The organism is Chitiniphilus shinanonensis DSM 23277, from assembly GCF_000374805.1.
Classification (GTDB): Bacteria; Pseudomonadota; Gammaproteobacteria; order Burkholderiales; family Chitinibacteraceae; genus Chitiniphilus; species Chitiniphilus shinanonensis.
The window spans coordinates 69,179-91,772 of record NZ_KB895341.1; the positions used below are offsets into that span (position 1 = coordinate 69,179).

Here is a 22,594-nt window from a genome sequence, read left to right on the forward strand (position 1 = left end):
CAACGGTGGATCAAGACGGAAACGGGCTCAACAGGCACAACAGGGTGGCGATCACCCCCAGCAACACGAGCAGCAGCACGGCCCGCTGTCGCGCCCCGAGGGCGGAAGGCGGCCATTGTAAGGCAACGGGCGCCTCGACGTCCCACTCCCGACCGTCGGCCAGCGCCTGCCACACGCTGCGCCAGCCCGGGCGCTCCCCCAGCAACCGATCGGCGTAGGCCAGGGTCAGCGCCAGCCGCAACGCGGCCCGGCGTCGGTCCAGCCCCAGCCAGGCCAGCGGTGCGGCCAGCACGTACATACCGTCGAACAATCGCTCGCGCGACAGTCCGCCCAGCATCCATTGCAAGGTGAGCACCACGCCGAGCAGGCGCAGTCCCTGGGTCGCGCCTGCCTCCAGCCCTTCGTGGGTCGGCGACCAGGGATGGGGCCACAGGTATTGGCCCGGCACACTCCAGCCGTACACCAGGACGATGGCGAGCAGCAGCATGCGCATGCGCCGCAGCAGTTGCCACAGCCGGCGCGGCGTGCGCCACAGCAACCAGAGCGCAGCCATGGCGACCCCAAAACAAAGTGGCGTGGGCTGCATCCACTGCACGCCACACGCCACCCAGAACCAGCAGAGCATGCGCTGGGCCGGATGGGCCCAGGCATGGCCGGTGTTCATCACAGCGAATCGAGCAGGCCGCGCGCCTCTCCTTGTTGCGTCGCGTTACCTTCGGACAGCGCCTCCTGCAGGATCTCCCGCGCGCCTTCCACGTCGCCCATGTCGATATAGGCGCGAGCCAGGTCGATCTTGGTCTGCACCGGGTCCTCGGCCGAGAAATCCAGCTCGTTGACCGTGTCCTGATCGAGGTCGATCGGTGGAGGTGCGGGCGTTTTCGTGGCAGCGGGCACAGCGGTATCGTCCAGGTTGAAGTCGAAGTCGAGGTCGATGCCTTCGCTACCCGCCGGCGGTTCGGCGGACGGCGTCAGCGCCGAGATATCCAGGTCGAAGTCCGCGACCGGCGCAGGCGTCACCGCGGGCTCGGGGGCCGCCTCGATGGCCGGCTCGGCCAGGGTCGGACGATCCAGGTCGAGATTGAAGTCCAGATCGTTGAACTCTTCGGGCGCGGCAGCCGGGGCCGGCACGTCCAGTTCCAACGACGTGTCGAGCGCACCTGTCTGGGCGGGTACACCGGTCTCTTCCGGCACGACGAAGGCGTCGAGGTCGAAATTCAGGTCGGCGGCGGGTGCCGGGACAGGCTCGGGGGCCGGCTCGACATGCGGCGCGGGCGCCGGTTCGTCGAAGCCCAGATCCAGATCCAGCGCGGCGCTGGGTGCCGCCACGGCAGCGGCAGCGACGGCCGCCCCCGCCGCCAGCGGTGCGGCCGGCGTGGTGTCGACGAAGCCGTGCGCATCGGGCGCGCCGCCACGGCCATCCTTGCGGGCGTACAGCGGGTTTTCCGGATCGATATTGCGGCCCAGGTACGACGCCTGCTCCCACACCGGGCCATGGCCGTTGGTGCTGGCGTACAGATCGGCGGCGATCTCCTCGAAGGAGGTGCGGTCCTTGCGTGCCGAGTAGATCTCCAGCAACTTCATGCGGATTTCGTTGCGCGTCGGGTCCTTGGACAGCGCGTCCTTGAGGATTTCCTCCGCCTGGGTGTCACGGCCATAGGCCATGTAGACCTCGGCCTCGGCGATCGGATCGACCTCGTCGGTATCGATGGTGCCCAGGCCCTGGCGGCTGAAGTCGGTCAGGAACGAGTTCTCGGTCGGCTGGGTGCTGATGACCGCGCCGCCGGTATTGCCCAGCACGGTGTTCGGCTTGAGGTCGCCACCGGTGATGATGCTGTCCTCGAACACGGCGGGGCGACGACGGCGCGCCCACAGCAGGCCGCCGACACCGAGCACCAGCACGGCGGCGCCACCCAGCAACAGCATCGAATTGCTCAACAGGCTGTCGAGGAAGGATTCCTCTTCGACCGGCGCCTCGATCTGCACCGGCGCGCGGCGCTTCTTCTTGGCAGGCGCCGAGGCGGGCTCGCTGGCCACCGGCGCGGCGGCGGCGGATGCGGTCACCGCCGCGGCGGCCGAAGCGGCGGCCTGCGTCGGCGTGGGCTCCGGTGTCGGGGCAGCGGTGGGCTCCGGCGGCAGCGTCGGGGTCGGCACGACCTTGGTCGGCGTCGGCGTGGGCACGGCCTTGCCCTGCCCCTTGATCGCCAGCATCTTCTCCATGTCGCGAACGGTCTTTTCCAGTTCGCCGACACGCTCGTTGGCCTCGGTCAACGCCTTCTGGCGTGCCACGGCCTCTTCCTCGAGGCTGCGGATGCGCGCCTGCGCATCGCCCTTGCCACCCTTGTCGACGCCCTTGGACAGACGCAGGGTGTCGCGGTTTTCGGCCTGGGTCGTGCCCTTGTCCTCGACCTGCGCGGAAATCTTGCCCGATGCGCTCTGCCCTTGCTCGGCGCTCGGTCCGGTCACCGCCGCGTCGGCCACACGCTGGCGATAGGCGCGCCAGTTCTCCGACTGCAAGCGGATTTCCTTGGCGGCTTCGGCGCGCGGAATGGCGGCGATCTCGTCGCGGCCCGGCACGCGCAGGATCTTGCCGCGCTTGAGCCGGTTCATGTTGCCGGAGAAGGCATCCTGGTTGTTGCGATACAGGGCGACCAGCACCTGATCCAGGTTGACGCCCTCGGGGCGGACCGACCCGGCGATCGACGACAGCGTATCGCCCGCCTTGACGCGGTATTGGTCGGCACCCGCCTGTTCACCAGCCTCGCCCTGAGGCGCCGCCGCGGCACGCGACGGACGGCTGGGCTGCTCGGCGGCCGGGCGCGGAGTGGTCGCGGCAGGAGCAGGCGCGGGCGTCTTGCCCGACAGGCGGCCCGGCAGCGCGGCGGTGGCGCTGGGACGGGTGGTGTTGTAGTCGACCGGATCGATCAGCGCGGTGTATTCGCGCTGGATATGTCCATTGGCCCAATTGAGTTCGACGAGCAGGTCCAGAAACGGCTCGCTGATGGGCTGATTGGAACTGACCGCCACATAATATTGGCCGCCGGCGCGCTTCTCGATGTTCAGGCGCAGGCCCAGCGACGGTGGCGGATATTGGATTTGCGCGGTGGCGAAAGCCGCCGGGGACGCCAGGCTGACCACCAGCGAATCGGCCTCGTCGGGCGCCACCGACACCAGGTCGATTTCGCCACGGAACGGCTGCCCCAGGCCGGATTGCACGTTCAGCCGACCCAGCCCAGCCGCATTTGCTATTAACGGCGTGGCCAGCATCATGGCCAAAACGCAGGCCTTGATTTTTGGTTTGCTCAGCACGATTCCCCCCAGTTGGCTCATTTATTACGGCCGATATACGCAGCTTACACAGGGTGGTGAACATATCATCTGCCATCACGGCCACGCAAGGCAGAGCAAGGGCTCGACGCACGGTGTTGCGGATATGGCAAAGACCGCCAATTCAGCCCGTAAACTTCGCACCGCACCATACTTTTTCCGTCAAGTACGGCCAATCGGCAAATTACGCCGAATATCTGTTAATTAGCATTCGATATGACGTTGTGGCGGAACAGATTGCATACGCCAGTGCGCAAACGCCCAGTTCCAACATTCCGTCAGACCGCCTCGCGCCAGTTCCGCTGGCGGCGCCTGCCCCAGCAACCCCAGCACCCGGCAGAGCGATTCACCCGGCCGCTGCCGGTCCAACGGCGCCGCCAGCGTCTGCTTGCTGAGCTTTTCGCCCCGCTCGTTCACCAGTACCGGCACATGGGCATAACTCGGCTGCGGGTAGCCCAACAGGCGTTGCAGATGGATCTGCCTGGGCGTGGAATCCAGCAGGTCGGCGCCACGCACCACGGCATTGATGCCCTGCTCCGCGTCGTCGACCACCACGGCCAGTTGATAGGCGAACAACCCATCGCCGCGCCGCACCACGAAATCACCCACATCCGACTGCAGACGCTGACTGCACGCACCCTGCACTGCGTCATGGTAGACGATGGGCTCGTTGTCCACCCGCACGCGCCAGGCCCGTAACGGGCGCCCTTTGGCCATGCCCGCGCGGCAGGTGCCGGGATAGACCGGCCCTTCGACACCGGCGTGGGCAATGGCGGCCACCTCTTTGCGCGAGCAGGTGCAGGGATAGACCGCCCCGGCTTCGATCAACCGGGCCAGCGCCGCTTCGTAGCGATCCAGCCGCGCGCTCTGCCAGACGACCTCGCCGTCCCACTCGAACCCGTAATGCTCGAGCGCCGCCATGATCCGCTGCGCCGCGCCCGCCATCACCCGCGGTGGATCGAGGTCTTCGATACGCAGCAGCCACTCCCCGCCCCGCACGCGCGCCTCCAGGTAGCTCGCCACGGCGGCCAGCAACGAACCGAGGTGCAGATCGCCGGTGGGGCTGGGCGCGAAGCGGCCCCGATAGCGGGGCGCGGGATGCGAAGCGGAAGAAGCGGCCACGTTGTTGCTCTTGTCGCGACAGGCTTTGTTAAAATAGTGGGCTATTTTCCGGCATCCGCCCGTTTTCCTGAAAGGATTTCCTTCATGACCTACGTAGTCACCGACGCCTGTGTGAAGTGCAAGTACACCGATTGCGTGGATGTCTGTCCCGTCGATTGCTTCCACGAAGGCCCGAACTTCCTGGTGATCGATCCGGACGAGTGCATCGACTGCACGCTGTGCGTGGCCGAGTGCCCGGTGGAGGCGATCTACGCGGAGGACGACGTGCCCGAGGAAATGCAAAGCTATATCGCGCTCAACGCCGAGCTGGCCAAGGAATGGCCGACCATCGTCGAGAAGAAGGATCCGCTGGCCGATCACGAACAGTGGGCCGGCGTCGTCGGCAAGATCCACCTGGTCGAGCGCTGAGCCTGCCAAAGTTGCCCACGGCCCGCCGAGCGGGCCGTTTTCGTCAAGAGCGGCCAACAAAACCCTTCTGGCGACGTCGCGCGAACTTGCCGTACTCCTCGCACTGCCTGCGTTTCGCGCTCCTTGCCAGGACCGCTGCGCCGGGTTTTGTTAGCCGCCTCAAGCCCGTACTTGAGACGGAACGCGGAAACGTTCTATACTCGCGGGCTTACTTCCCTTGCCTGACCGGCGTCGCTGACGGCAGGCTGTAACCCACAAGGAGCATCCATGCGACATTACGAGATCGTGTTCATCGTACACCCCGATCAAAGCGAGCAAGTGCCCGCGATGATCGATCGCTACAAGGCCATCATCACTGCCGGCAACGGCAGCGTGCATCGCCTGGAAGACTGGGGCCGCCGCCAACTGGCCTACCCGATCCAGAAGATCCACAAGGCCCACTACGTGCTGATGAACATCGAGATCGGCCAGGAAACCCTGGACGAACTCGAACACGCATTCAAGTTCAACGACGCGGTTCTGCGCCACCTCATCATCAAGATGGAACACGCTGTGACCGAGGCTTCCCCGATGATGAAGGAAGAGAAGTCCAAGTCGCTGACGTCCCCGGCCGGCCAGGAAGGCCAAGTCGCGGCCTAAGTGCTGTCACGCAACCGAGTGCTTCTGGGCGGCACGCTGAGCGAATTGCCTGCCCTGCGTTACACCCCCGCCGGGGTTGCGATCCAGGAACTGGTCATCAGTCACGAATCGCAACAACAGGAAAACGGCGCGCAGCGCCGGGCTCAGGCGGCGGTCAAGGCCGTGGCGGTAGGACAGACGGGCATTGCCCTCAGTCGCCTGCCGCTGGGACAGACGCTGGTGGTGAAGGGTTTTCTCGCCGCGTCCAGCCAACGCTATCCGGATCGGCTCGTGTTGCATATCGACGAATACGAATTGTTGAATTGAGGTAAACACCATGTCTCGCAATCTCTTCAAGCGGAAAAAGTTCTGCCGCTTCACCGCCGAAGGCATCAAGGAAATCGACTACAAGGACATCGGTATCCTGAAGGATTTCATCGCCGAAAACGGCAAGATCATCCCGGCCCGCATCACCGGCACCAAGGCCCGTTACCAGCGTCAGCTGTCGGCCGCCATCAAGCGCGCCCGTTTCCTGGCCCTGCTGCCGTATACCGACCTGCACTGATCCGGGGAGAACAACACCATGCAAATCATTCTGCTCGAGAAAGTTGCCAACCTGGGTTCCCTGGGCGATGTGGTCAAGGTGAAGGACGGCTTCGCCCGTAACTTCCTGATCCCGCAAGGCAAGGCCAAGCGCGCCAATGAAGCCAACCTGAAGGAATTCGAAGCCCGCCGCGCCGAGCTGGAAGCCCGTCAGGCCGATATCCTGACCGCTGCCCAGGCCCGCGCCGAAAAGCTGCAGGACGCTTCGATCACCATCGCGCAAAAGGCTGGCGTGGATGGCCGCCTGTTCGGTTCGGTGACCACCTCCGACATCGCCGACGCCGTGACCGCTTCGGGCGTGGCCGTGAAGAAGTTCGAAGTCCGCCTGCCGGAAGGCCCGCTGAAGGCCATCGGCGAATACAACGTCACCCTGTCGCTGCACCACGACGTCAATGTCGAAGTGCGCGTGGTGGTCGTTGGCGAAGCCTGATCCAGGGTTTTGCTCGCAACACCGAACGGAGGAGTCGTAAGACTCCTCCGTTTTTTTGTGGCCTTGTTCGGCAGAACGCCTGCTCGCCCTATAATTGCAAGCTTGGGCGAACCGATCGCCGGTTCCTCGCCGCAAAAAACGACTGTCCACCCGCGATGCCACCATTGAGCAATCCAACCGAGATCGCCCGCGAGACGCTGAAGCAGCTCGCGGTGCGGCGCATGGTCCCGACCCCCGATCACTACGAAGAGATCTACCACACCATCGCCGGCACGCCGGAAGTGGAGCGGCAGCACCCGCTGCTGCCCATGCTGGAGAAGATGTTGCTCGCCCTGCCCCGCCAGACCCCGGAATTGCGGCGGAGCCAGGAGACCTTGCGCGATGCCAGCCGCGAAGGTCAGTGGGACAAAGTGCCGGACGCCCTGGTCCGCGCGCTGCAACAGCAGAACGGCCAGGCACACCTGGCGCGCGGCTGGGCAGACCTGATCCGCGAGCTGATCCGGCAATGGGACGCGCGCGGCGGCGGCTATACGCTTGGGCAGAAACGCGAGTCGTTGCAACGGGTGTTGATCAACTTCGGCAACAACAGCGAGGAGCTGAACAGCAAGCTGGACGGTCTGGTCCGCGCCTGGAGCGAATCCACGCCCGACAGCAGTTTCTCCGAAGCGCTGGGCGGGCCACCGCCGGATGCCGCCGGCGCGATTCCCGAAGGCAGCCTCGCCTGGAGCGACTGGCGCGATGCGCTGAGCGGCGCACTGGAACTCGGCGTCGCCGGCCGGCTGACCGCCTACCCCGATCTGGCGGCGGAGACGCTGGCGCTGGTCACCGAAGCACGCGCTGTCGCCAGCGAGGCCGACCTGCAACTGCTGCTGCCCCGCCTCAAGAAGTTCTGGCTGCGCCTGGAACTGGCCAACGACCAGGAGCAGCGCCTGTGCGACGGCCTGCTCAACCTGCTGCGCCTGCTGGCCGACAACATGGGCGAGCTGGTGGTCGAGGACGACTGGCTGCATGGCCAGATCGCCGTGTTGCAGCACATCATGGCGCGCCCGCTGGACATGAACCTGATCTACGACGCCGAGATCGGGCTGAAAGAGGTGATCTACAAGCAGAGCCTGCTCAAGCAGAACCTGCTGGAGGCGCAAAGCGCCATCAAGAACATGATCGCCACCTTCGTCGACCGCCTGGGCTTTCTGTCCGACTCCACCAGCCAGTACCACAACCGCATCAGCGGCTACGCCGACCAGATCCAGCAGGCCAAGGACATCTCCAGCCTGCGCACGGTGATGGAACATCTGGTGCAGGACACCCGTTCGATGCAACTGGACGTGCAGCGCAGCCGCGACGAATTGCTGCTGGCGCGACGGCAGGCCGAGCAATCGGACGCGCGCGCCAAGGAACTGGAACAGGAGCTGCGCAAGATCAGCGAACAGGTTCGCGCCGACCAGTTGACCGGTGCACTGAACCGCCGCGGCCTGGAGGAAAGCTTCGAGGTCGAGGCCGCGCGGGTCGAGCGCACCGGCGCGCCCCTGGCGGTGGCCCTGCTGGACCTGGACAACTTCAAGCAGCTCAACGACATGCAGGGGCACGCCGCCGGCGACCGCGCGCTGGTCCACCTGGTGCGCGTCATTTCCGACCTGCTTCGCCCCACCGACGTCGTGGCGCGCTACGGTGGCGAGGAATTCGTGCTGCTGCTGCCCGACACCGACCTGGACGCGGCGGTGCAGGTACTGCAACGGCTGCAACGCGAGCTGACGCGACGCTTCTTCCTGCACGAGAACCGCAAGCTGCTGATCACTTTCAGTGCCGGCGTGACGCTGGCGCAGCCCGGCGAGGATCGCTTCAAGGTCATCGGCCGCGCCGACGATGCGATGTACCGCGCCAAGCAGGCGGGCAAGAACAGGGTGGAAGTGTCCTGAGCGCTGCGATCGAAAAAAGCCGGACATGAAGTCCGGCTTTTTTGTGGGCGCGCGCCTGTCAGGCGAACAGTTCTTCGGGATGCACCACCGCCGTCCCCAGCTTGCCGACCACGATGCCGGCGGCGCGGTTCGACCATTCCATCGCCGTGGGTAGCGGCAGCCCGGCGGCCAGCATCAGACCCAGCGTACCGATCACCGTATCGCCAGCGCCGGACACGTCGTACACCTCGCGTGCCACGGTCGGGATGTGATGGACCGCGTCGGCGCCGAACAGGCTCATGCCCTCCTCGCTGCGCGTCACCAACAGCGCGTCGAGCTGCAACTGCGCGCGCAAGGCCTGCGCGCGCCGGTCGAAATCGGCATCATCCCGCCATTGTCCCGCCACCTGCTTGAACTCGGCGCGGTTCGGCGTCAGCAAGGTGGCGCCGCGATAGTGGCCATAATCGTCGCCCTTGGGGTCGACCAGCACCGGCTTGCCGGCGGCGCGCGCAGCCTCGATCATCGCCTCGACGTGCTTCAGGCCGCCCTTGCCGTAGTCCGACAGGATGACCACGTCGGTGGTGGCGAGCTGCCGGCGAAATTCGTCCAGCTTGCTGATCAGCACTTCGTGGCTGGGCATCTCCTCGAAATCGATGCGCAGCAACTGCTGTTGCTTGGCCAGCACCCGCAGCTTCACCGTGGTGGCGATCTGCGGGTCGCGGTGCAGGTAGGTGGTCACGCCGTTGTCGCGCAGCAGCCGCTCCAGGCTGGCGGCGGGTTCGTCGTCGCCCACCACCGCCAGCAGGGTGGCCTGCCCACCCAGCGCGGCGATGTTGCGTGCGACGTTGGCCGCGCCGCCGGCACGCTCTTCGCTGCGGCGGATGCGCGCCACCGGCACCGGGGCTTCCGGCGAGATGCGCTCCACGTCGCCGAACCAGTAGCGGTCCAGCATCACGTCGCCCACCACCAGCACCCGGGCGCCGGCGATGGCCTGTTGCAATTGCGCGATGTCAGCGCCGTCCAATGGCGTCATAGTCGAATCCGTATGCCTTGACCGTTTGCGGGTCGAACAGGTTGCGCCCGTCGATGATGACCGGCTGTTTCAACAGGGCTTTGACGCGCTCGAAATCGGGTGCCTGGAATTCCTTCCATTCGGTCACCACCAGCAGCGCGTCGGCGCCATCGAGCGCGCCCATCGGGCTGGTTGCGTAGTCGATGCGCTCGCCCAGGATGCGGCGCGCTTCCTTGGCGGCCACCGGGTCGAACGCGCAGACCGTGGCACCGCGCTTGAGCAGTTCGTCGATGATCACCAGGCTGGGCGCTTCGCGCATGTCGTCGGTGCGCGGCTTGAACGCCAGGCCCCACAGTGCGAAACGCTTGCCGGCCAGTTGCTCGCCGAAACGCGCCACCACCTTCCGCACCAGGCGCAGCTTCTGCGCGTCGTTGGCTTCTTCCACCGCGGTGAGCACGCGCAGGTCCATGCCGTTCTCCTGGGCGGAGCGGCACAGCGCCTTCACGTCCTTGGGGAAGCACGAGCCACCGTAGCCGACGCCTGGGTAGAGGAAGCTGTAGCCGATGCGCGGATCGGAGCCGATGCCACGCCGCACCAGCTCGATGTCGGCGCCCAGCACCTCGGCCAGATTGGCCAGTTCGTTCATGAACGAGATCCGCGTGGCCAGCATGGCATTGGCCGCGTACTTGGTCAGTTCCGCCGAGCGCACATCCATCACCAGGGTACGGTCGTGGTTGCGCTGGAACGGCTGGTAGATGCTGCGCATGATGTGGATGGCGCGCTCGTCGTCGGCGCCGACCACGATGCGATCCGGCTTCATGAAATCCTCGACCGCCGCCCCTTCCTTGAGGAATTCGGGATTGGACACCACGCTGAACGGCAGCGCGACGCCGCGCTCGCGCAGGCTGTCGTCGATGGCGCCCCGAACCTTGTCGGCGGTGCCGACCGGCACCGTGGATTTGTCCACCACCACCTTGTAATCGGTCATGTGGCGCGCGATGTTGCGCGCGGCCGCCAGCACGTATTGCAGGTCGGCGGAGCCGTCCTCGTCCGGCGGCGTGCCCACGGCGATGAACTGCACCGTGCCGTGCGCCACCGATTCGGCGATGTCAGTGGTGAAGCGCAGGCGGCCGGCGGCGGCGTTGCGCTGCACGATCTCTTCCAGCCCCGGCTCGTAGATGGGGATCTCGCCGCGTTGCAGCATCTCGATCTTGCGCGGGTCCAGGTCCAGACAGAGCACGTCGTTGCCGTGCTCCGACAGGCAGGCGCCGGTGACGAGGCCGACGTAGCCCGATCCGATGACGGTGATTTTCATGCGGTAACCTCGATGGATTGGCGAATCCTTTGCAGCGTGGCGACCGGATCGTCGCTACGGGTGATGGGGCGGCCGATCACCAGGTAGTCGGCGCCGGCGGCGACGGCAGCCTGCGGCGTCATCACGCGCGATTGGTCGTCCAGGCTGGCGTCGGCCGGGCGGATGCCGGGCGTGACCAGCTTGAAGTCCTGGCCGCAGGCGGCCTTGAGCATGGCGGCTTCCTGCGCCGAGCACACCACGCCGTCCAGCCCGCAATCGCGGGTCAGGCGCGCCAAGCGCTCCACCTGGACCTCGGGCGCGGGCAGGCCGATCTCCGCCAACTGGGCGGCGTCCATGCTGGTGAGCACGGTGACGGCGATCAACAATGGGCGCTGCGGCAGCGCTTCGAGCGCCTCGCGAGTGGTCTCCATCATCTTGCGCCCGCCCGAGGCGTGCACGTTGACCATCCACACCCCGAGCCCGGCGGCCACCTTGCACGCCTGGGCGACGGTGTTGGGGATGTCGTGGAATTTCAGGTCGAGGAAGACATCGAAGCCGCGCGCCACCAGGCGCTCCACCAGTTGCGGGCCGGCGGCGGTGAAGAGCTCCTTGCCGACCTTGAGCCGGCACAGCGCCGGCGACACGCGCTCGGCGAAAGCCAGCGCACCGGCGGCGTCCGGGTAATCCAGCGCAACGACGATGCGCGAATCCGATACGGTCATGGGTGTGTTACTCGGAAAAGAAAATCAGGCGGCACCGCGATTCTTCCGGCCACGTACCGGGGGATAGGTCTCCCATTCGGAACAGGCCGGGCAGTGCCAGAAGTATTGGCGGGCCTTGAAGCCGCAGGTGCTGCAGTAGTAGAGCGTCTGCTCGCGGGTGGCCTCGGTCAGCAGCTTGCCGATGATCTCCAGCTCGTACTTCTGGTCATCGGGCGCCACCAGCAGGTGGGCTTCCAGCACCTTGCGCAGGCCGGGCATGGTGGGATGCGCCTTGAGCTGCTCGCGCACGAACTCGTAGGCGGTATCCAGGCCGCGCTGCGCCATCAGGCGCTCGTAGATCAGGTCGAGCACGTCCAGTTCGGGATACTGCTGGAGCATGCGCATCAGCAACTGGGTGCCCTCGTCGCCTCGGCCCAGCGCGTCGTAGGCGGCCAGCAACTTGCGGGCGACCAGGGCCATCGCCAGCACGTCCTGGCTTTCGATCTCCAGCCAGCTGCGGATCGCCTGCTCGACGTCGCCGGCGGCCTGCTCGATCTCGCCCTTGAGCAGCTTGGCGCGGGCGCACTGGCGGTTCTCCGCCAGCGCGGCCTCCAGGTGCTGCAAGGCGAGATCCGGCTGCGAGCGCACGAACGCCTGCTCGGCCAGTTCGCAATGGAATTGCGCGATCTCGTGCTGGTAGCTGTGGCTTTCGTCGCGCATGTGTTGCGCGATGTCGATGGCCTTCTGCCAATCCTTTTCCTGCTGGTACACCGCCAGCAGTTCGCTGCGCGCCTGCCGTGCGTATTCGGTGTGCTGCAACTCGGTGAGCAGCGCCTCGGCGCGATCGAACAGCCCGGCCTTGAGGAAATCCTTGGCCAGTTCGAACTGGGCCGACTGCTTCTGGGTATCGGTCAGGTCGCGCCGGGCCAGCAGCTTCTGGTGCATGCGGATGGCGCGCTCCAGCTCGCCGCGGCGGCGGAACAAGTGGCCGAGCGTGAATTGCAGGTCGATGGTTTCGGCGTGGTGGCGCGCGATGTCGACATAGACATCGACCGCCTGGTTGGTCTGCCCGTTGAGCAGGAAGTTGAGGCCCTTGAAATAGGCGGCCGGCAGCGAACGGGTTTCGGACAGCACGTGCTTGATGTCGATGCGCGCGGCCAGCCAGCCCAGGCCGAAGAACACGGGCAGTGCGATCAGCCACCAATAGGGAAAATCGGACATGGTCGGGGTTCGGGTTCGGCGCGCTCAGAGGGCGTCGCGCGGCTGTTCGAGCAAGGGGTCGGGTGCGGCGGGCTGCTGCGGCACGTTGCGGCCGCGCAATTCCTTGCGCAGCGCCACCAGTTCGCGGCGTTGCCGCACCACCTGCCCCAGCGCCGCGGTCAGCCCCAGCAGGGCGCCCAGCACGAAGAACACCAACAGGACCAGCGCCAGCGGCGCTTCCCATGTGTAGCCCAGGAAGAATTTCAAGGCGATCGGTTCGGCGTTGTGCATGGCGAAGCCGAACAGCACGACGAACAGCAGGAACTTGATCAGCCAGAGCAGGTAACGCATGGGCGGGCTCGCACGATTCAAAGTGCCGCCATTGTAGCCGATTCGCCGGCCGGCGGCCCATGCGGGAAGCCCCGGGGATGCATGCCCTCGCGCCGTCACGGACGGTGATTTTCCACGGGCAAAAAAAAACGGCACGCCCAGGGCGTGCCGTTTGTTCTCCAGCCGGGTGGATCACAGCAGCGCGTCGACGCGCTCCCGTAATTCCTTGCCGGCCTTGAAGTGCGGAACGAACTTCTCCGGAACCTCGACCTTGCTGCCGGATTTCGGATTGCGCCCCGTACGCGGAGGACGATAGTTGAGGTCGAAGCTGCCGAAGCCGCGAATCTCGATGCGACGGCCTTGAGCCAGGCTCTTGCCCATCGCGTCGAGAATGGTCTTGACGGCCAACTCAGCATCTTTGGCCACCAACTGCGGGTAGCGGTCGGTGAGCTTGGCGATGAGTTCGGACTTGGTCACGACGACGATCCCTTATTCGGCGGAGCCGGAAAGCTTGGCCTTCAGCAGCGCGCCCAGGTTGGTCGTGCCGGCGGTGGCGTCGGAGGACAGCTGGCTGATGGCAGCCTTCTCTTCGCCCAGGTCCTTGGCCTTGATCGACAGGTTGATCGAACGGTTCTTGCGATCGACGTTGATGATCATGGCTTCGACTTCGTCGCCTTCCTTCAGCACGGTGCGGATGTCTTCCACGCGGTCGCGGGAGACTTCGGTCGCGCGCAGGTAGCCTTCCACGTCGTCGGTCAGGGCAACCACGGCACCCTTGGCGTCCAGCGACTTGACGGTGCCCTTGACGATGGCGCCCTTGTCGATGGTCGACACGAAGTTGCTGTACGGATCACCTTCCAGCTGCTTGATGCCCAGGCTGATGCGTTCCTTGTCGGTATCGATCGACAGGACCAGCGCCTCGACTTCGTCGCCCTTCTTGAACTGGCGGACGGCTTCTTCGCCCGGCACGTGCCACGACAGGTCGGACAGGTGCACCAGGCCATCGATGCCACCGGGCAGGCCGACGAACACGCCGAAGTCGGTGATCGACTTGATCGCGCCCTTCAGCTTGTCGCCCTTCTTGAAGTTCTCGGCGAACTCGTCCCACGGGTTGGCCATGCACTGCTTCATGCCCAGGCTGATACGACGCTTTTCTTCGTCGATGTCGAGGATCATCACTTCGACTTCGTCACCCAGCGACACGACCTTGGACGGATGGACGTTCTTGTTGGTCCAATCCATTTCGGACACGTGCACCAGACCTTCGATGCCTTGCTCGATCTCGACGAACGCGCCGTAGTCGGTCAGGTTGGTCACCTTGCCGAACAGGCGGGTGCCTTGCGGGTAGCGACGCGACAGGCCGACCCACGGATCTTCGCCCAGTTGCTTCAGACCCAGCGAAACGCGGTTCTTTTCCTGGTCGAACTTGAGGACCTTGGCTTCGACTTCGTCGCCCACCGCGAGCACTTCGCTCGGGTGCTTGACACGGCGCCAGGCCAGATCGGTGATGTGCAGCAGGCCGTCGATGCCACCCAGGTCGACGAACGCGCCGTAGTCGGTGATGTTCTTGACCACACCCTTCACCACCACGCCTTCCTTCAGGGTTTCGAGCAGCTTCTGACGCTCTTCGCCCAGGCTTTCTTCCAGCACGGCACGACGGGAAACGACCACGTTGTTGCGCTTGCGGTCGAGCTTGATCACCTTGAATTCGATTTGCTTGCCTTCGAACGGGGTGGTGTCCTTCACCGGGCGGATGTCGACGAGCGAACCCGGCAGGAAGGCGCGCAGACCGCTGACCATCACGGTCAGGCCGCCCTTCACCTTGCCCGAGATCACGCCGGTCATCACGGCGCCCTTCTCCAGGGCATCTTCCAGTTCGATCCACGAGGCCAGACGCTTGGCCTTTTCACGCGACAGCTTGGTTTCGCCGTAGCCGTTCTCGAGGCTGTCGATCGCCACCGGAACGAAATCGCCGACCTTGACTTCGACTTCGCCGCGGTCGTTCTTGAATTCTTCCAGGGGGATCAGGGATTCAGACTTCAGGCCGGCGTTGACGGTGACGAAATTGTTGTCGACACCGACGACCTCCGCGGTGATCACCTCGCCAGAACGCATTTCCTGGTTCTTGAGGCTTTCCTCGAACAGGGCGGCAAAGCTCTCCATGGAGCCGGACAGAGTAGCAGTAGTCATTAAGGAGTTTTCCAAACACTCCCGTGCGGAACGCGGGAGCAGGGGTTGGTTGCACGTTGCCGGCCGCACCTTGCGTGCCACCGGCGCCAGATTGCCCTACGACAGGGCAATCCGTGGATTTTAGAGATTTCTCTTTTTGCGATCAAGCGTTTACGTGAACTTCCCGCCACCAGGCCAGCACCTGCGCCACCGCCTGGTCGATTCCGAGGCCGCTGGTATCGAGCGGACGGGCGTCGGGCAGCTGCATCAGCGGCGCCACGGCGCGCGCGCGGTCGCGTTCGTCGCGGGCGCGCAGGTCGTCGGTGATCGCCGCCAGATCGGCCTCTTCGCCCCGTTCGAGCAACTGTCGGTAGCGCCGTTCGGCGCGCACTTCGGCGCTGGCGGTGAGGAATACCTTGAGCGCGGCGTCGGGAAACACCACCGAGCCCATGTCGCGCCCGTCCGCCACCAGGCCGGGCATGCGGGCAAAGGCGCGCTGGCGTTCCAGCAGCGCGGCACGCACCGCCGGCAGCGCGGCCACGCGGGACGCGCCGACGCCGATGTCCTCGCTGCGGATCGCGTGCGCCACCTCGGCGCCATCGAGCAGTACGTGCTCGCCCTGGAACGACACGTCGAGCGCCACGGCCACGCCGGCCACGCCGACTTCGTCGTCCCAGTTGACGCCACGCCGCCCGGCCGCTAGCGCGGTCAGGCGGTACAGCGCGCCGGAATCGAGGAAGTGGAAGCCCAGCGCCTCGGCCACGCGCTGCGCGACGCTGCCCTTGCCGGAGGCCGATGGGCCGTCGATGGCGATGATGGGTATCAGATTCATGTTCGGTCTCCCGCTGGCCCGGCCAGCCGGGACACGATGGCATCGGCGCCTCGTTGCCGGGGCGCGGAAAAAACAAGACCGGCAGGGGGTACCTGCCGGCTCGTTCGATTGTAGCCGGGTTGGCGCCCGCGTACAGCAAATTCAGCGGGCGGTGTGGCGGATGGTCACGATCGCGCGTTCAGGCCAGGATCGCCTCGATCGCGGCCAGTTCCTCGGCGCTGAATTCGAGGTTGTCGATGGCGCCCAGATTCTCGTGGATCTGCTCGACGCGGCTGGCGCCGATGATCACCGAGGTCACCGTGCGCAGCGCCCACGCCAGCGCCATCTGCGCCAGGCTCTGGCCCCGCGCCTGGGCGATGCGGTCCAATTGCTGGATCTGCGCCAGACGGGTCTGGACGTTGTCCGGGGTGAGGAACGGGTTGTCGGAGGCCGCGGCGCGCGAATCGTCCGGGATGCCGTTCAGGTAGCGGCTGGTCAGCAGACCCTGCGCCAGCGGGCAGAAGGCGATGGAACCGATGCCCTCCTCGCGCAGCACGTCGGTCAATCCGCGCTCGATCCAGCGGTCGAACATCGAGAACGCCGGCTGGTGGATCAGGCACGGCGTGCCCAGTTCCCGCAGGATGCGCGAGGCTTCGCGGGTCTGCTCCGGCGAATACGACGAGATGCCGACGTAGAGTGCCTTGCCCTGCCGCACCGCGCTGTCCAACGCGCCCATGGTTTCCTCCAGCGGGGTGTCGGGATCGGGGCGGTGCGAATAGAAGACGTCCACGTAATCCACGCCGAGCCGCTTCAGGCTGGCATCCAGGCTGGCCATCAGGTACTTGCGGCTACCGAGATCGCCATAAGGGCCGGGCCACATTTCCCAGCCGGCCTTGGTCGAGATCAGCAGTTCGTCGCGGTACGGCTTGAGGTCGGTCGCCAGCAGGCGGCCGAAGGTCAGCTCGGCCGATCCCGGCGGCGGACCGTAGTTGTTGGCGAGGTCGAAGTGGGTGATGCCGGCGTCGAAGGCGGCCAGCACCATGGCGCGGCTGTTGTCGTAGGGCTTGTTGGCCCCGAAGTTGTGCCACATGCCCAGCGAGATCGCCGGCAGCTTGAGGCCGCTGCGGCCGCAGGGGCGATACGGCATGCGCTCGTAGCGCGCCGGGTTGGCTTGATACACCATCATTGCTTCTCCTTGTCGCGCGCATCCCAGGCAACGCGGGCCCGGCTGGCGCGCTCGATGAAACCGGTCAGGGCGGCGGCGTCGCCGCGCTCGATCAGGCCGATCAATGCTTGCAGTTGCGCCACGTTGCGGCGCAGGTCGTCCAGGATAGGCCGATTGTTGGCCAGCGCGATGTCGCGCCACATGTCGGGGTGCGATCCGGCAATCCGGGTGAAATCGCGAAAACCGGTGGCGGCGAAGTCGAGGCAGGCGTCGATGTTGTCGCGTTCGAGCAGCGCGTTCATGTAGGAGAACGCCACCAGGTGCGGCACGTGGCTGACGGCGGCGAAGATCGAATCGTGCTGCGCCGGCGTCATGCGATACACCTCGGCGCCGCACAGCCGCCACAACGCCTCCAGCCGCGCCACCGCGTCCGGCGTCGTTTCCGGCAGCGGGGTCAGCACCACGCGCCGGCCTTCGTACAGACCATAGCGGGCGGCGGCGGCGCCGGACAGGTCGGAGCCGGCGATGGGATGGCCCGGCACGCATTGCGCCAACCGCGTGCCCAGGTGTTCGCGGAACAACGCCACCACGTCGCCCTTGGTGGAGCCGGCGTCGGTCACCAGGCAGTCGGGCGCCAGCACGGGCGCGATGGCCTGCATCAGCCGTCCCATCTGTCCCACCGGCGTGGCAATCAATACCAGATCGGCGCCTTCAACCGCCTGCGCGGCGTCCTGGCAGGCACTGTCGATCACGTCCAGCTCCAGCGCGCGCTCCAGGTTGGCCAGGTTGCGGCCGACGCCGACCACGTGCTCCACCTGCCGCATGCGCTTGAGCGCCAAGGCGAACGAGCCGCCGATCAATCCCGTGCCCAGCAGCACGAGTTTGCGCACCATGGTCATGCCTGATCCGTCAGAAAAAAGAAAAAGCCCGACATGTTAACCGATGCCGGAACGGGCCGCGCCGGGCGCCGCGGTGCGGCTCAGCGCGTGCTTTCCAGCACTTCGATCAGCACCAGGCGGCGGTCGGGTGCGTCGGCCGGCGGGTTGTCCACTTTCTCCTCGCGCACGCGCACGGTGTAGGCGACGCCGGGTTCGCGCTCCAGGCCGTCGATGCCCTGGTACAGCAACTGCCAGTCGGCGTCCGGCGTTTCGCGCACCTGCAGGCATTCCATCTTGCCCACGCCGCTGCACGGGCGGGTTTCCGGGGCGATGTACAGCACCTTGGTCGCGGCCGGCTCGGCGCGCTTCAGCTCGACCAGTTCGCCCTGCCCGCCGCGCAACACCACGGCGTGGCGCGCGCTGTCCAGGCCGAACGACTTGGCGGCCTGCAGCGCGGCGAGCACGTCGCGCTCCAGCGCCTGTTGCCCGGCCTCCGGGCAGGCCATGAGGGTGCCGGCCAGCGGGCCGATCCGGAGGTTGCCGTTCAGGTAGCGGATCTGGCCCATGAAGCGGTTGCAGCCGGAATGACCGCTGATGCGATCCCCATCGATGCGCACTTCCAGGCCGGGCTCGGCCGGGCGGGAGACCCGGCCGTCGACCACCGCGCGGGTGAGGTTGTATTCACCGTCGAGCAGCGACCGCGCCTGGGCGATCTGCATCAGGGAGGCGGCGCCAACAGCCGCGATCAGCAGGGGGATACGCATCATTTTGCTCCTTAAAGCGGCTAACAAAACCCTCCTGGCAGCGTCGCGCGGGGGCGCCGAGCCTCACTTGCCGTACGCCTTGTACTGTCTGCGTTTGGCGCTTCATGCCAGGACCGCTACGCTGGGTTTTGTTAGCCGCTCTTATGTGATCAATGGATCCTTGTGGGATGGAAGAAAGACCACGCGCCGCGGGTGGCGGCGCGGGTCAGATACTGCGGCCGACGGCGCCGGCAATGGCGCCCAGCGTGACCATCAGTTGCTTGAGTTCGTCCGGGTTGAGCGCCTGGTCGGCGTCGCACCAGGCGTCGCAGGGGTTGGGATGCATCTCGACCAGCAGGCCGTCGGCGCCGGCGGCAATGGCGGCCTGGGCCAGCGCCGGCACCATCCACGCCTTGCCGCCGGCATGGCTGGGATCGACGATCACCGGCAGGTGCGTCTCACGCTTGAGCACTGGGATCGCGGTGATGTCGAGCACGTTGCGGTAGGCCGTCTCGAAGGTGCGGATGCCGCGTTCGCAGAAAATGATGTTGTGGTTGCCGCCGGCGGCAATGTACTCGGCGGCCATCAGCCATTCGCTGATGGTGGCCGACAGGCCGCGCTTGAGGATGATCGGCTTGTTGACCCGCCCCACTTCCTTCAACAGGTCGAAGTTCTGCATGTTGCGCGCGCCGATCTGGATCACGTCGACGTCGTATTCCATGAAGGTGTCGAGCATGCGGATGTCCATCAGCTCGGTCACCACCGGCAACTTGTGGCGACGCGCCGCCGCCTGGAAGTACTCCAGCCCGGTCACGCCCAGGCCCTGGAAGGCGTAGGGGCTGGTACGCGGCTTGAAGGCGCCGCCGCGCATCATGCGACAGCCCGCCGCGGCCACCGCGTCGGCAGCCACGTCCATCTGTTCCTGGGTCTCCACCGAGCAGGGGCCGGCGATCACCTGGATCTGCGGGCCGCCGATGGCCAGGCCGCGCACCTTGACTACCGAGCCGGCCGGGTGCGAATCGCGCGAGACGATCTTGTACTGCTTGGTGACGCGGTTGACGCGCTCCACCCCGGACAGGCGCTCGAAGCGGCCGACATCCAGTTTGTTCTCGTCGCCGATGGCGCCGATGATGACCAGTTCGGAGCCGCGCGAGACGTGCTCGCGCAAGCCGGCGGCGCGGATGTGTTCGACGACGTTGGCGACCTGTTCGTCGGTCGCGTGCAGTTGCATGACGATGATCATGGGATCTCTACGAGGGCAAGGAATATCGGGACCACCTTAGGCGATGCGGCAGCGCAATACCATTGGGGCAAGCCCGAGAATAGCGGCTTCCCGCCGCCAAGTCCCGGTGGGATTGCCACGACGGCGGAACGGATGCTCAGCCCGCGGTCGCGTCGCGTCGCAGGCCGATGGCGCAGACCAGCCAGCCCACCAGCGCCACCACGGCCGCGGCAGTGAACACCCAGCGGCCGCCCCAGGCATCCCACGCCACGCCGGCCAGCAGGCCACCCAGGCTGCCGCCGGCGCCGAACGACACGCCGATGTAGAGCGCCTGCCCCTTGGCCTGATGCGGCCCGGCGAAATGCCGGTGCACGTAGCTCATCGCCGTGGCGTGGCAGACGGCGAAGGTGAAGGCGTGGCCCAGTTGTGCGAACAGCAGCAGCGGCAGCGACGACACACCCCAGCCCACCAGCAGCCAGCGCACGCCGGCGACGGCGAAGGTCGAGAGGAACAGCGTGCGCAGCGACCAGCGCTGCACCAGTCGGCCCATCGCCATGAACATGCCCACTTCGGCCAGCACCCCCACCGTCCACAGCCACCCAATGTGGCCCGCTGCCACGCCGTGGCCGGTGACGTAGATCGAATAAAAGCTGTAGTACGGACCGTGCGACAGCAGCATCAGGAAGCAGCCGGCGAACACGGTGCGCACTTCGCGCCGGCGCAGGATGTCGCCGAAGCCGACGCGCTGCATCGTCGGGTGCGGCGCGACCGTCGGCGGCTGCGGCAGCAGCCAGGCATAGAGCGCCAGCCCGCCCATCACCGCCACCACCGTCGCCGGCAGCACGCCGACGCCCATCGCCTGCATCCAGTAGCCCGCCAGCACCGACGACACGATAAAGCCGATCGAGCCCCACACCCGCAGCCGGGCGTAGCGGCCGCCATCGCCTTGCAGCAGGGTCATGGTCAGCGCTTCGACCAGCGGCAGCGCCGCGCTCCAGAAGAAGGTGGCGATCAGCAGCGCGGCGAACATCCCCGCGAAGCCCTGCACGAACAGCAGGCCGATGAAGCCGGCCAGCCCGCCCAGCCCGGCAATGCGCAGAATCAGCGCGCGCCGCCCGGTGCGGTCGGCCAGCCAGCCCCAGATCGCCGGGGCGTAGATGCGGTTGATCTGGGTGAGCGAGGTGAGGATGCCGATCTGCCACGCCGGAAACGACAGCGCGGCGAGGTAGACGCCCCAGTAGGGCTGGAACAGGCCGGTGAAGCCGAAGTAGCAGAAATAGAAACCGCCGATCGCGAACAGACCGGCGGTCCGGGAGGCCGTCATGCGGTCACTGTTCGCGGAACTGCTGTGCCGCCACCTGCAGGTAGTAGAACATCGAAACGATGGTCAGCACGCCCGCCACGTACAGGGCGATGGTGCCGATCAGCGGTGTGGACATGCCGGGCACCAGCGGCCCCCACCACAGCAGGAACAGGATGGCGACCATCTGCGCCGTGGTCTTGAGCTTGCCGATATAGGCGACCGCCACGTTGCGCGATTTGCCCAACTGGGCCATCCATTCGCGCAGCGCCGAGATGGTGATCTCGCGGCCGATGATGATCACCGCCAGCCACGCCGCGGCGCGATCGAGTTCCACCAGCAGGATCAGCGCGGCGGCGACCATCAGCTTGTCGGCCACCGGATCGAGGAAGGCGCCAAAACTGGACGTCTGGTTCCAGCGCCGCGCGAGGAAGCCGTCGAACCAGTCGGTCAGCGCGGCCACGGCGAAGATCAGCGTCGCGCAGACGTTCTTCACCATCGGCGCCAGCAGCGTATCGGGCAGGTAGAACAGCCCGACGAAGACCGGAATCAGAGCGACGCGCAGCCAGGTCAGCAGGATGGGCAGGTTCAGGGGCATACGTCGGTCCGGGCTGCGGCAAAGGCGACATTCTAGCGACTACCGCCGCGCAGGCGAAGAAGGCGTTTCCCACGGGATGGGCCGCATTGACAATCAAACGATCGTTTGAGAACGTGGCCGCGTTCACTGGAGCCTTTCATGAGAGCCAACACGGCCCGTCACCTGATCAACCTCTGGCCGCCCTTCCTGTTCACCGGCATCCACGCCACGCGCATCGCCGCGGACTGGCGCCAGGTGGACGTGGAGCTGCGGGCCCGCTGGTATACCCGCAACTACGTGGGCACCCATTTCGGCGGCAGCATGTTTGCCATGACCGATCCGTGGTTCATGCTGATGCTGATCCACCTGATGGGGCCGGAGTACTACGTGTGGGACCAGGCCGCGCGCATCGACTTCATCAAGCCGGGGCGCGGCAGACTCACCGCGCGCTTCGCGCTGGACGACGCCACGCTGGCCGACATCCGCGCCCGCACCGCCGACGGCGCCAAATACCTGCCCGAGTTCGAAGTGGATATCCGCGACGACGCGGACCAGGTGGTGGCACGGGTGCACAAAACGCTCTACGTGCGACGCAAGCCGGCGGCGCGGGGGTGAGGTGGCGGTAAATCTGTAGACACAGAGATCAGGGAGAACACAGAGAGCACGGAGAAAGGCAAAAGAAGTTGAAGGTGACTCGTTGCTCCAGAGAGGCCAATCGATGAACCCAAGACTTTTGCCCTCGCCCTCAAGATTTTGAAGGTCTTTCTCTGTGTGCTCTGTGTTCTCCCTGAT

The 22,594-nt window shown here is 66.1% G+C and carries 24 protein-coding genes; 7 read left to right on the plus strand and 17 right to left on the minus strand.

The window, feature by feature from the left end:
• Window positions 1-10: 10 nt before the first annotated feature.
• The 3 genes from C556_RS19925 to gluQRS form a co-directional block, all read right to left on the minus strand.
• Window positions 11-664 (minus strand): energy-coupling factor transporter transmembrane component T family protein, encoded by a 654-nt coding sequence (locus C556_RS19925; protein ID WP_018747966.1) that lies wholly within the window; start codon window positions 662-664, stop codon window positions 11-13.
• Entirely contained in the window at window positions 664-3,327 is a 2,664-nt protein-coding gene (locus C556_RS0109265) for a motility hub landmark protein FimV (protein WP_083930527.1), read from the minus strand. The genes C556_RS19925 and C556_RS0109265 overlap by 1 nt, the downstream gene beginning before the upstream one ends.
• 201 nt (window positions 3,328-3,528) lie before the next feature.
• Complete coding sequence (gene gluQRS, locus C556_RS0109270) at window positions 3,529-4,446, minus strand: tRNA glutamyl-Q(34) synthetase GluQRS (protein ID WP_018747968.1); 918 nt, start codon at window positions 4,444-4,446, stop codon at window positions 3,529-3,531.
• An 84-nt stretch (window positions 4,447-4,530) separates the two neighbouring features.
• Here gluQRS and fdxA point away from each other — a divergent pair, with 84 nt between their 5' ends.
• The 6 genes from fdxA to C556_RS0109300 all read left to right on the plus strand — a co-directional run bounded on the left by fdxA (window position 4,531) and on the right by C556_RS0109300 (window position 8,421).
• Window positions 4,531-4,854, plus strand: a complete 324-nt coding sequence (gene fdxA / locus C556_RS0109275) for a ferredoxin FdxA (protein ID WP_018747969.1) — start codon at window positions 4,531-4,533, stop codon at window positions 4,852-4,854.
• 267 nt (window positions 4,855-5,121) lie between these two features.
• The gene (rpsF, locus tag C556_RS0109280; RefSeq protein WP_018747970.1) at window positions 5,122-5,493 is read left to right on the plus strand and encodes a 30S ribosomal protein S6; all 372 of its coding nucleotides are present in this window, start codon (window positions 5,122-5,124) and stop codon (window positions 5,491-5,493) included.
• Window positions 5,494-5,799, plus strand: a complete 306-nt coding sequence (priB, locus tag C556_RS0109285; protein WP_018747971.1) for a primosomal replication protein N — start codon at window positions 5,494-5,496, stop codon at window positions 5,797-5,799.
• A 10-nt stretch (window positions 5,800-5,809) separates the two neighbouring features.
• On the plus strand, window positions 5,810-6,037 hold the full coding sequence (gene rpsR / locus C556_RS0109290) for a 30S ribosomal protein S18 (RefSeq protein WP_018747972.1): 228 nt from the start codon (window positions 5,810-5,812) through the stop codon (window positions 6,035-6,037).
• An 18-nt stretch (window positions 6,038-6,055) separates the two neighbouring features.
• Window positions 6,056-6,505 carry a 50S ribosomal protein L9 gene (gene rplI, locus C556_RS0109295; protein ID WP_018747973.1) on the plus strand — a complete coding sequence of 150 codons (450 nt, stop codon included), beginning with the start codon at window positions 6,056-6,058 and terminating at the stop codon, window positions 6,503-6,505.
• Window positions 6,506-6,669: 164 nt separating this feature from the next.
• Complete coding sequence (locus C556_RS0109300) at window positions 6,670-8,421, plus strand: GGDEF domain-containing protein (protein ID WP_018747974.1); 1,752 nt, start codon at window positions 6,670-6,672, stop codon at window positions 8,419-8,421.
• A gap of 58 nt (window positions 8,422-8,479) precedes the next feature.
• On the opposite strand, the gene rfaE1 is transcribed toward C556_RS0109300, so the two are convergent.
• The 14 genes from rfaE1 to pgsA all read right to left on the minus strand — a co-directional run bounded on the left by rfaE1 (window position 8,480) and on the right by pgsA (window position 21,823).
• Window positions 8,480-9,433, minus strand: a complete 954-nt coding sequence (gene rfaE1 / locus C556_RS19930; RefSeq protein WP_018747975.1) for a D-glycero-beta-D-manno-heptose-7-phosphate kinase — start codon at window positions 9,431-9,433, stop codon at window positions 8,480-8,482.
• Window positions 9,411-10,727, minus strand: a complete 1,317-nt coding sequence (locus C556_RS0109310; RefSeq protein ID WP_018747976.1) for a UDP-glucose dehydrogenase family protein — start codon at window positions 10,725-10,727, stop codon at window positions 9,411-9,413. Before C556_RS0109310 ends, rfaE1 begins: the two co-directional genes overlap by 23 nt.
• Window positions 10,724-11,428 carry an orotidine-5'-phosphate decarboxylase gene (gene pyrF, locus C556_RS0109315; RefSeq protein ID WP_018747977.1) on the minus strand — a complete coding sequence of 235 codons (705 nt, stop codon included), beginning with the start codon at window positions 11,426-11,428 and terminating at the stop codon, window positions 10,724-10,726. Before pyrF ends, C556_RS0109310 begins: the two co-directional genes overlap by 4 nt.
• 24 nt (window positions 11,429-11,452) lie before the next feature.
• Window positions 11,453-12,628, minus strand: a complete 1,176-nt coding sequence (lapB, locus tag C556_RS0109320) for a lipopolysaccharide assembly protein LapB (protein WP_018747978.1) — start codon at window positions 12,626-12,628, stop codon at window positions 11,453-11,455.
• Between the two features lie 24 nt (window positions 12,629-12,652).
• Window positions 12,653-12,958: a LapA family protein gene (locus C556_RS0109325; protein WP_018747979.1), complete on the minus strand. Its 306-nt coding sequence runs from the start codon at window positions 12,956-12,958 to the stop codon at window positions 12,653-12,655.
• Between the two features lie 171 nt (window positions 12,959-13,129).
• The gene (locus C556_RS0109330) at window positions 13,130-13,414 is read right to left on the minus strand and encodes an integration host factor subunit beta (RefSeq protein ID WP_018747980.1); all 285 of its coding nucleotides are present in this window, start codon (window positions 13,412-13,414) and stop codon (window positions 13,130-13,132) included.
• 12 nt (window positions 13,415-13,426) lie between these two features.
• Window positions 13,427-15,100, minus strand: coding sequence for a 30S ribosomal protein S1 (rpsA, locus tag C556_RS0109335; RefSeq protein ID WP_018747981.1), 1,674 nt, complete (start codon window positions 15,098-15,100; stop codon window positions 13,427-13,429).
• A 169-nt stretch (window positions 15,101-15,269) separates the two neighbouring features.
• Window positions 15,270-15,938, minus strand: a complete 669-nt coding sequence (gene cmk / locus C556_RS0109340) for a (d)CMP kinase (protein WP_018747982.1) — start codon at window positions 15,936-15,938, stop codon at window positions 15,270-15,272.
• A 178-nt stretch (window positions 15,939-16,116) separates the two neighbouring features.
• Window positions 16,117-17,103, minus strand: a complete 987-nt coding sequence (mgrA, locus tag C556_RS0109345) for an L-glyceraldehyde 3-phosphate reductase (RefSeq protein ID WP_018747983.1) — start codon at window positions 17,101-17,103, stop codon at window positions 16,117-16,119.
• Window positions 17,100-17,975, minus strand: coding sequence for a prephenate dehydrogenase (locus C556_RS0109350; protein WP_245559231.1), 876 nt, complete (start codon window positions 17,973-17,975; stop codon window positions 17,100-17,102). The genes mgrA and C556_RS0109350 overlap by 4 nt, the downstream gene beginning before the upstream one ends.
• Window positions 17,976-18,061: 86 nt before the next feature.
• The gene (locus C556_RS19935) at window positions 18,062-18,727 is read right to left on the minus strand and encodes an META and DUF4377 domain-containing protein (RefSeq protein ID WP_083930528.1); all 666 of its coding nucleotides are present in this window, start codon (window positions 18,725-18,727) and stop codon (window positions 18,062-18,064) included.
• A gap of 202 nt (window positions 18,728-18,929) precedes the next feature.
• Window positions 18,930-19,946, minus strand: coding sequence for a 3-deoxy-7-phosphoheptulonate synthase (aroF, locus tag C556_RS0109360; protein WP_018747986.1), 1,017 nt, complete (start codon window positions 19,944-19,946; stop codon window positions 18,930-18,932).
• Window positions 19,947-20,082: 136 nt separating this feature from the next.
• Window positions 20,083-21,249, minus strand: coding sequence for an MFS transporter (locus tag C556_RS0109365; RefSeq protein ID WP_018747987.1), 1,167 nt, complete (start codon window positions 21,247-21,249; stop codon window positions 20,083-20,085).
• A 4-nt stretch (window positions 21,250-21,253) separates the two neighbouring features.
• On the minus strand, window positions 21,254-21,823 hold the full coding sequence (gene pgsA / locus C556_RS0109370) for a CDP-diacylglycerol--glycerol-3-phosphate 3-phosphatidyltransferase (RefSeq protein WP_018747988.1): 570 nt from the start codon (window positions 21,821-21,823) through the stop codon (window positions 21,254-21,256).
• Window positions 21,824-21,961: 138 nt separating this feature from the next.
• On the opposite strand from pgsA, the gene C556_RS0109375 reads away from it, so the two are divergent.
• A complete protein-coding gene (locus C556_RS0109375) occupies window positions 21,962-22,417 on the plus strand; it encodes a DUF4442 domain-containing protein (RefSeq protein ID WP_018747989.1) in 456 nt (151 codons plus the stop codon).
• Window positions 22,418-22,594 lie beyond the last annotated feature (177 nt).

Bases quoted from the DNA above. Each gene is read 5' to 3' on its own strand.
- cmk (WP_018747982.1), bottom strand. From the start codon at position 15,938: ATGAATCTGATACCCATCATCGCCATCGACGGCCCATCGGCCTCCGGC.
- pgsA (WP_018747988.1), bottom strand. From the start codon at position 21,823: ATGCCCCTGAACCTGCCCATCCTGCTGACCTGGCTGCGCGTCGCTCTG.
- C556_RS0109365 (WP_018747987.1), bottom strand. From the start codon at position 21,249: ATGACGGCCTCCCGGACCGCCGGTCTGTTCGCGATCGGCGGTTTCTAT.
- fdxA (WP_018747969.1), top strand. From the start codon at position 4,531: ATGACCTACGTAGTCACCGACGCCTGTGTGAAGTGCAAGTACACCGAT.
- C556_RS0109265 (WP_083930527.1), bottom strand. From the start codon at position 3,327: ATGAGCCAACTGGGGGGAATCGTGCTGAGCAAACCAAAAATCAAGGCC.
- rpsF (WP_018747970.1), top strand. From the start codon at position 5,122: ATGCGACATTACGAGATCGTGTTCATCGTACACCCCGATCAAAGCGAG.
- rpsA (WP_018747981.1), bottom strand. From the start codon at position 15,100: ATGGAGAGCTTTGCCGCCCTGTTCGAGGAAAGCCTCAAGAACCAGGAA.
- rplI (WP_018747973.1), top strand. From the start codon at position 6,056: ATGCAAATCATTCTGCTCGAGAAAGTTGCCAACCTGGGTTCCCTGGGC.
- C556_RS0109375 (WP_018747989.1), top strand. From the start codon at position 21,962: ATGAGAGCCAACACGGCCCGTCACCTGATCAACCTCTGGCCGCCCTTC.
- pyrF (WP_018747977.1), bottom strand. From the start codon at position 11,428: ATGACCGTATCGGATTCGCGCATCGTCGTTGCGCTGGATTACCCGGAC.
- rpsR (WP_018747972.1), top strand. From the start codon at position 5,810: ATGTCTCGCAATCTCTTCAAGCGGAAAAAGTTCTGCCGCTTCACCGCC.
- rfaE1 (WP_018747975.1), bottom strand. From the start codon at position 9,433: ATGACGCCATTGGACGGCGCTGACATCGCGCAATTGCAACAGGCCATC.
- C556_RS0109310 (WP_018747976.1), bottom strand. From the start codon at position 10,727: ATGAAAATCACCGTCATCGGATCGGGCTACGTCGGCCTCGTCACCGGC.
- C556_RS0109325 (WP_018747979.1), bottom strand. From the start codon at position 12,958: ATGCGTTACCTGCTCTGGCTGATCAAGTTCCTGCTGTTCGTCGTGCTG.
- C556_RS19925 (WP_018747966.1), bottom strand. From the start codon at position 664: ATGAACACCGGCCATGCCTGGGCCCATCCGGCCCAGCGCATGCTCTGC.
- aroF (WP_018747986.1), bottom strand. From the start codon at position 19,946: ATGATCATCGTCATGCAACTGCACGCGACCGACGAACAGGTCGCCAAC.
- lapB (WP_018747978.1), bottom strand. From the start codon at position 12,628: ATGTCCGATTTTCCCTATTGGTGGCTGATCGCACTGCCCGTGTTCTTC.
- C556_RS0109350 (WP_245559231.1), bottom strand. From the start codon at position 17,975: ATGGTGCGCAAACTCGTGCTGCTGGGCACGGGATTGATCGGCGGCTCG.
- C556_RS19935 (WP_083930528.1), bottom strand. From the start codon at position 18,727: ATGATGCGTATCCCCCTGCTGATCGCGGCTGTTGGCGCCGCCTCCCTG.
- mgrA (WP_018747983.1), bottom strand. From the start codon at position 17,103: ATGATGGTGTATCAAGCCAACCCGGCGCGCTACGAGCGCATGCCGTAT.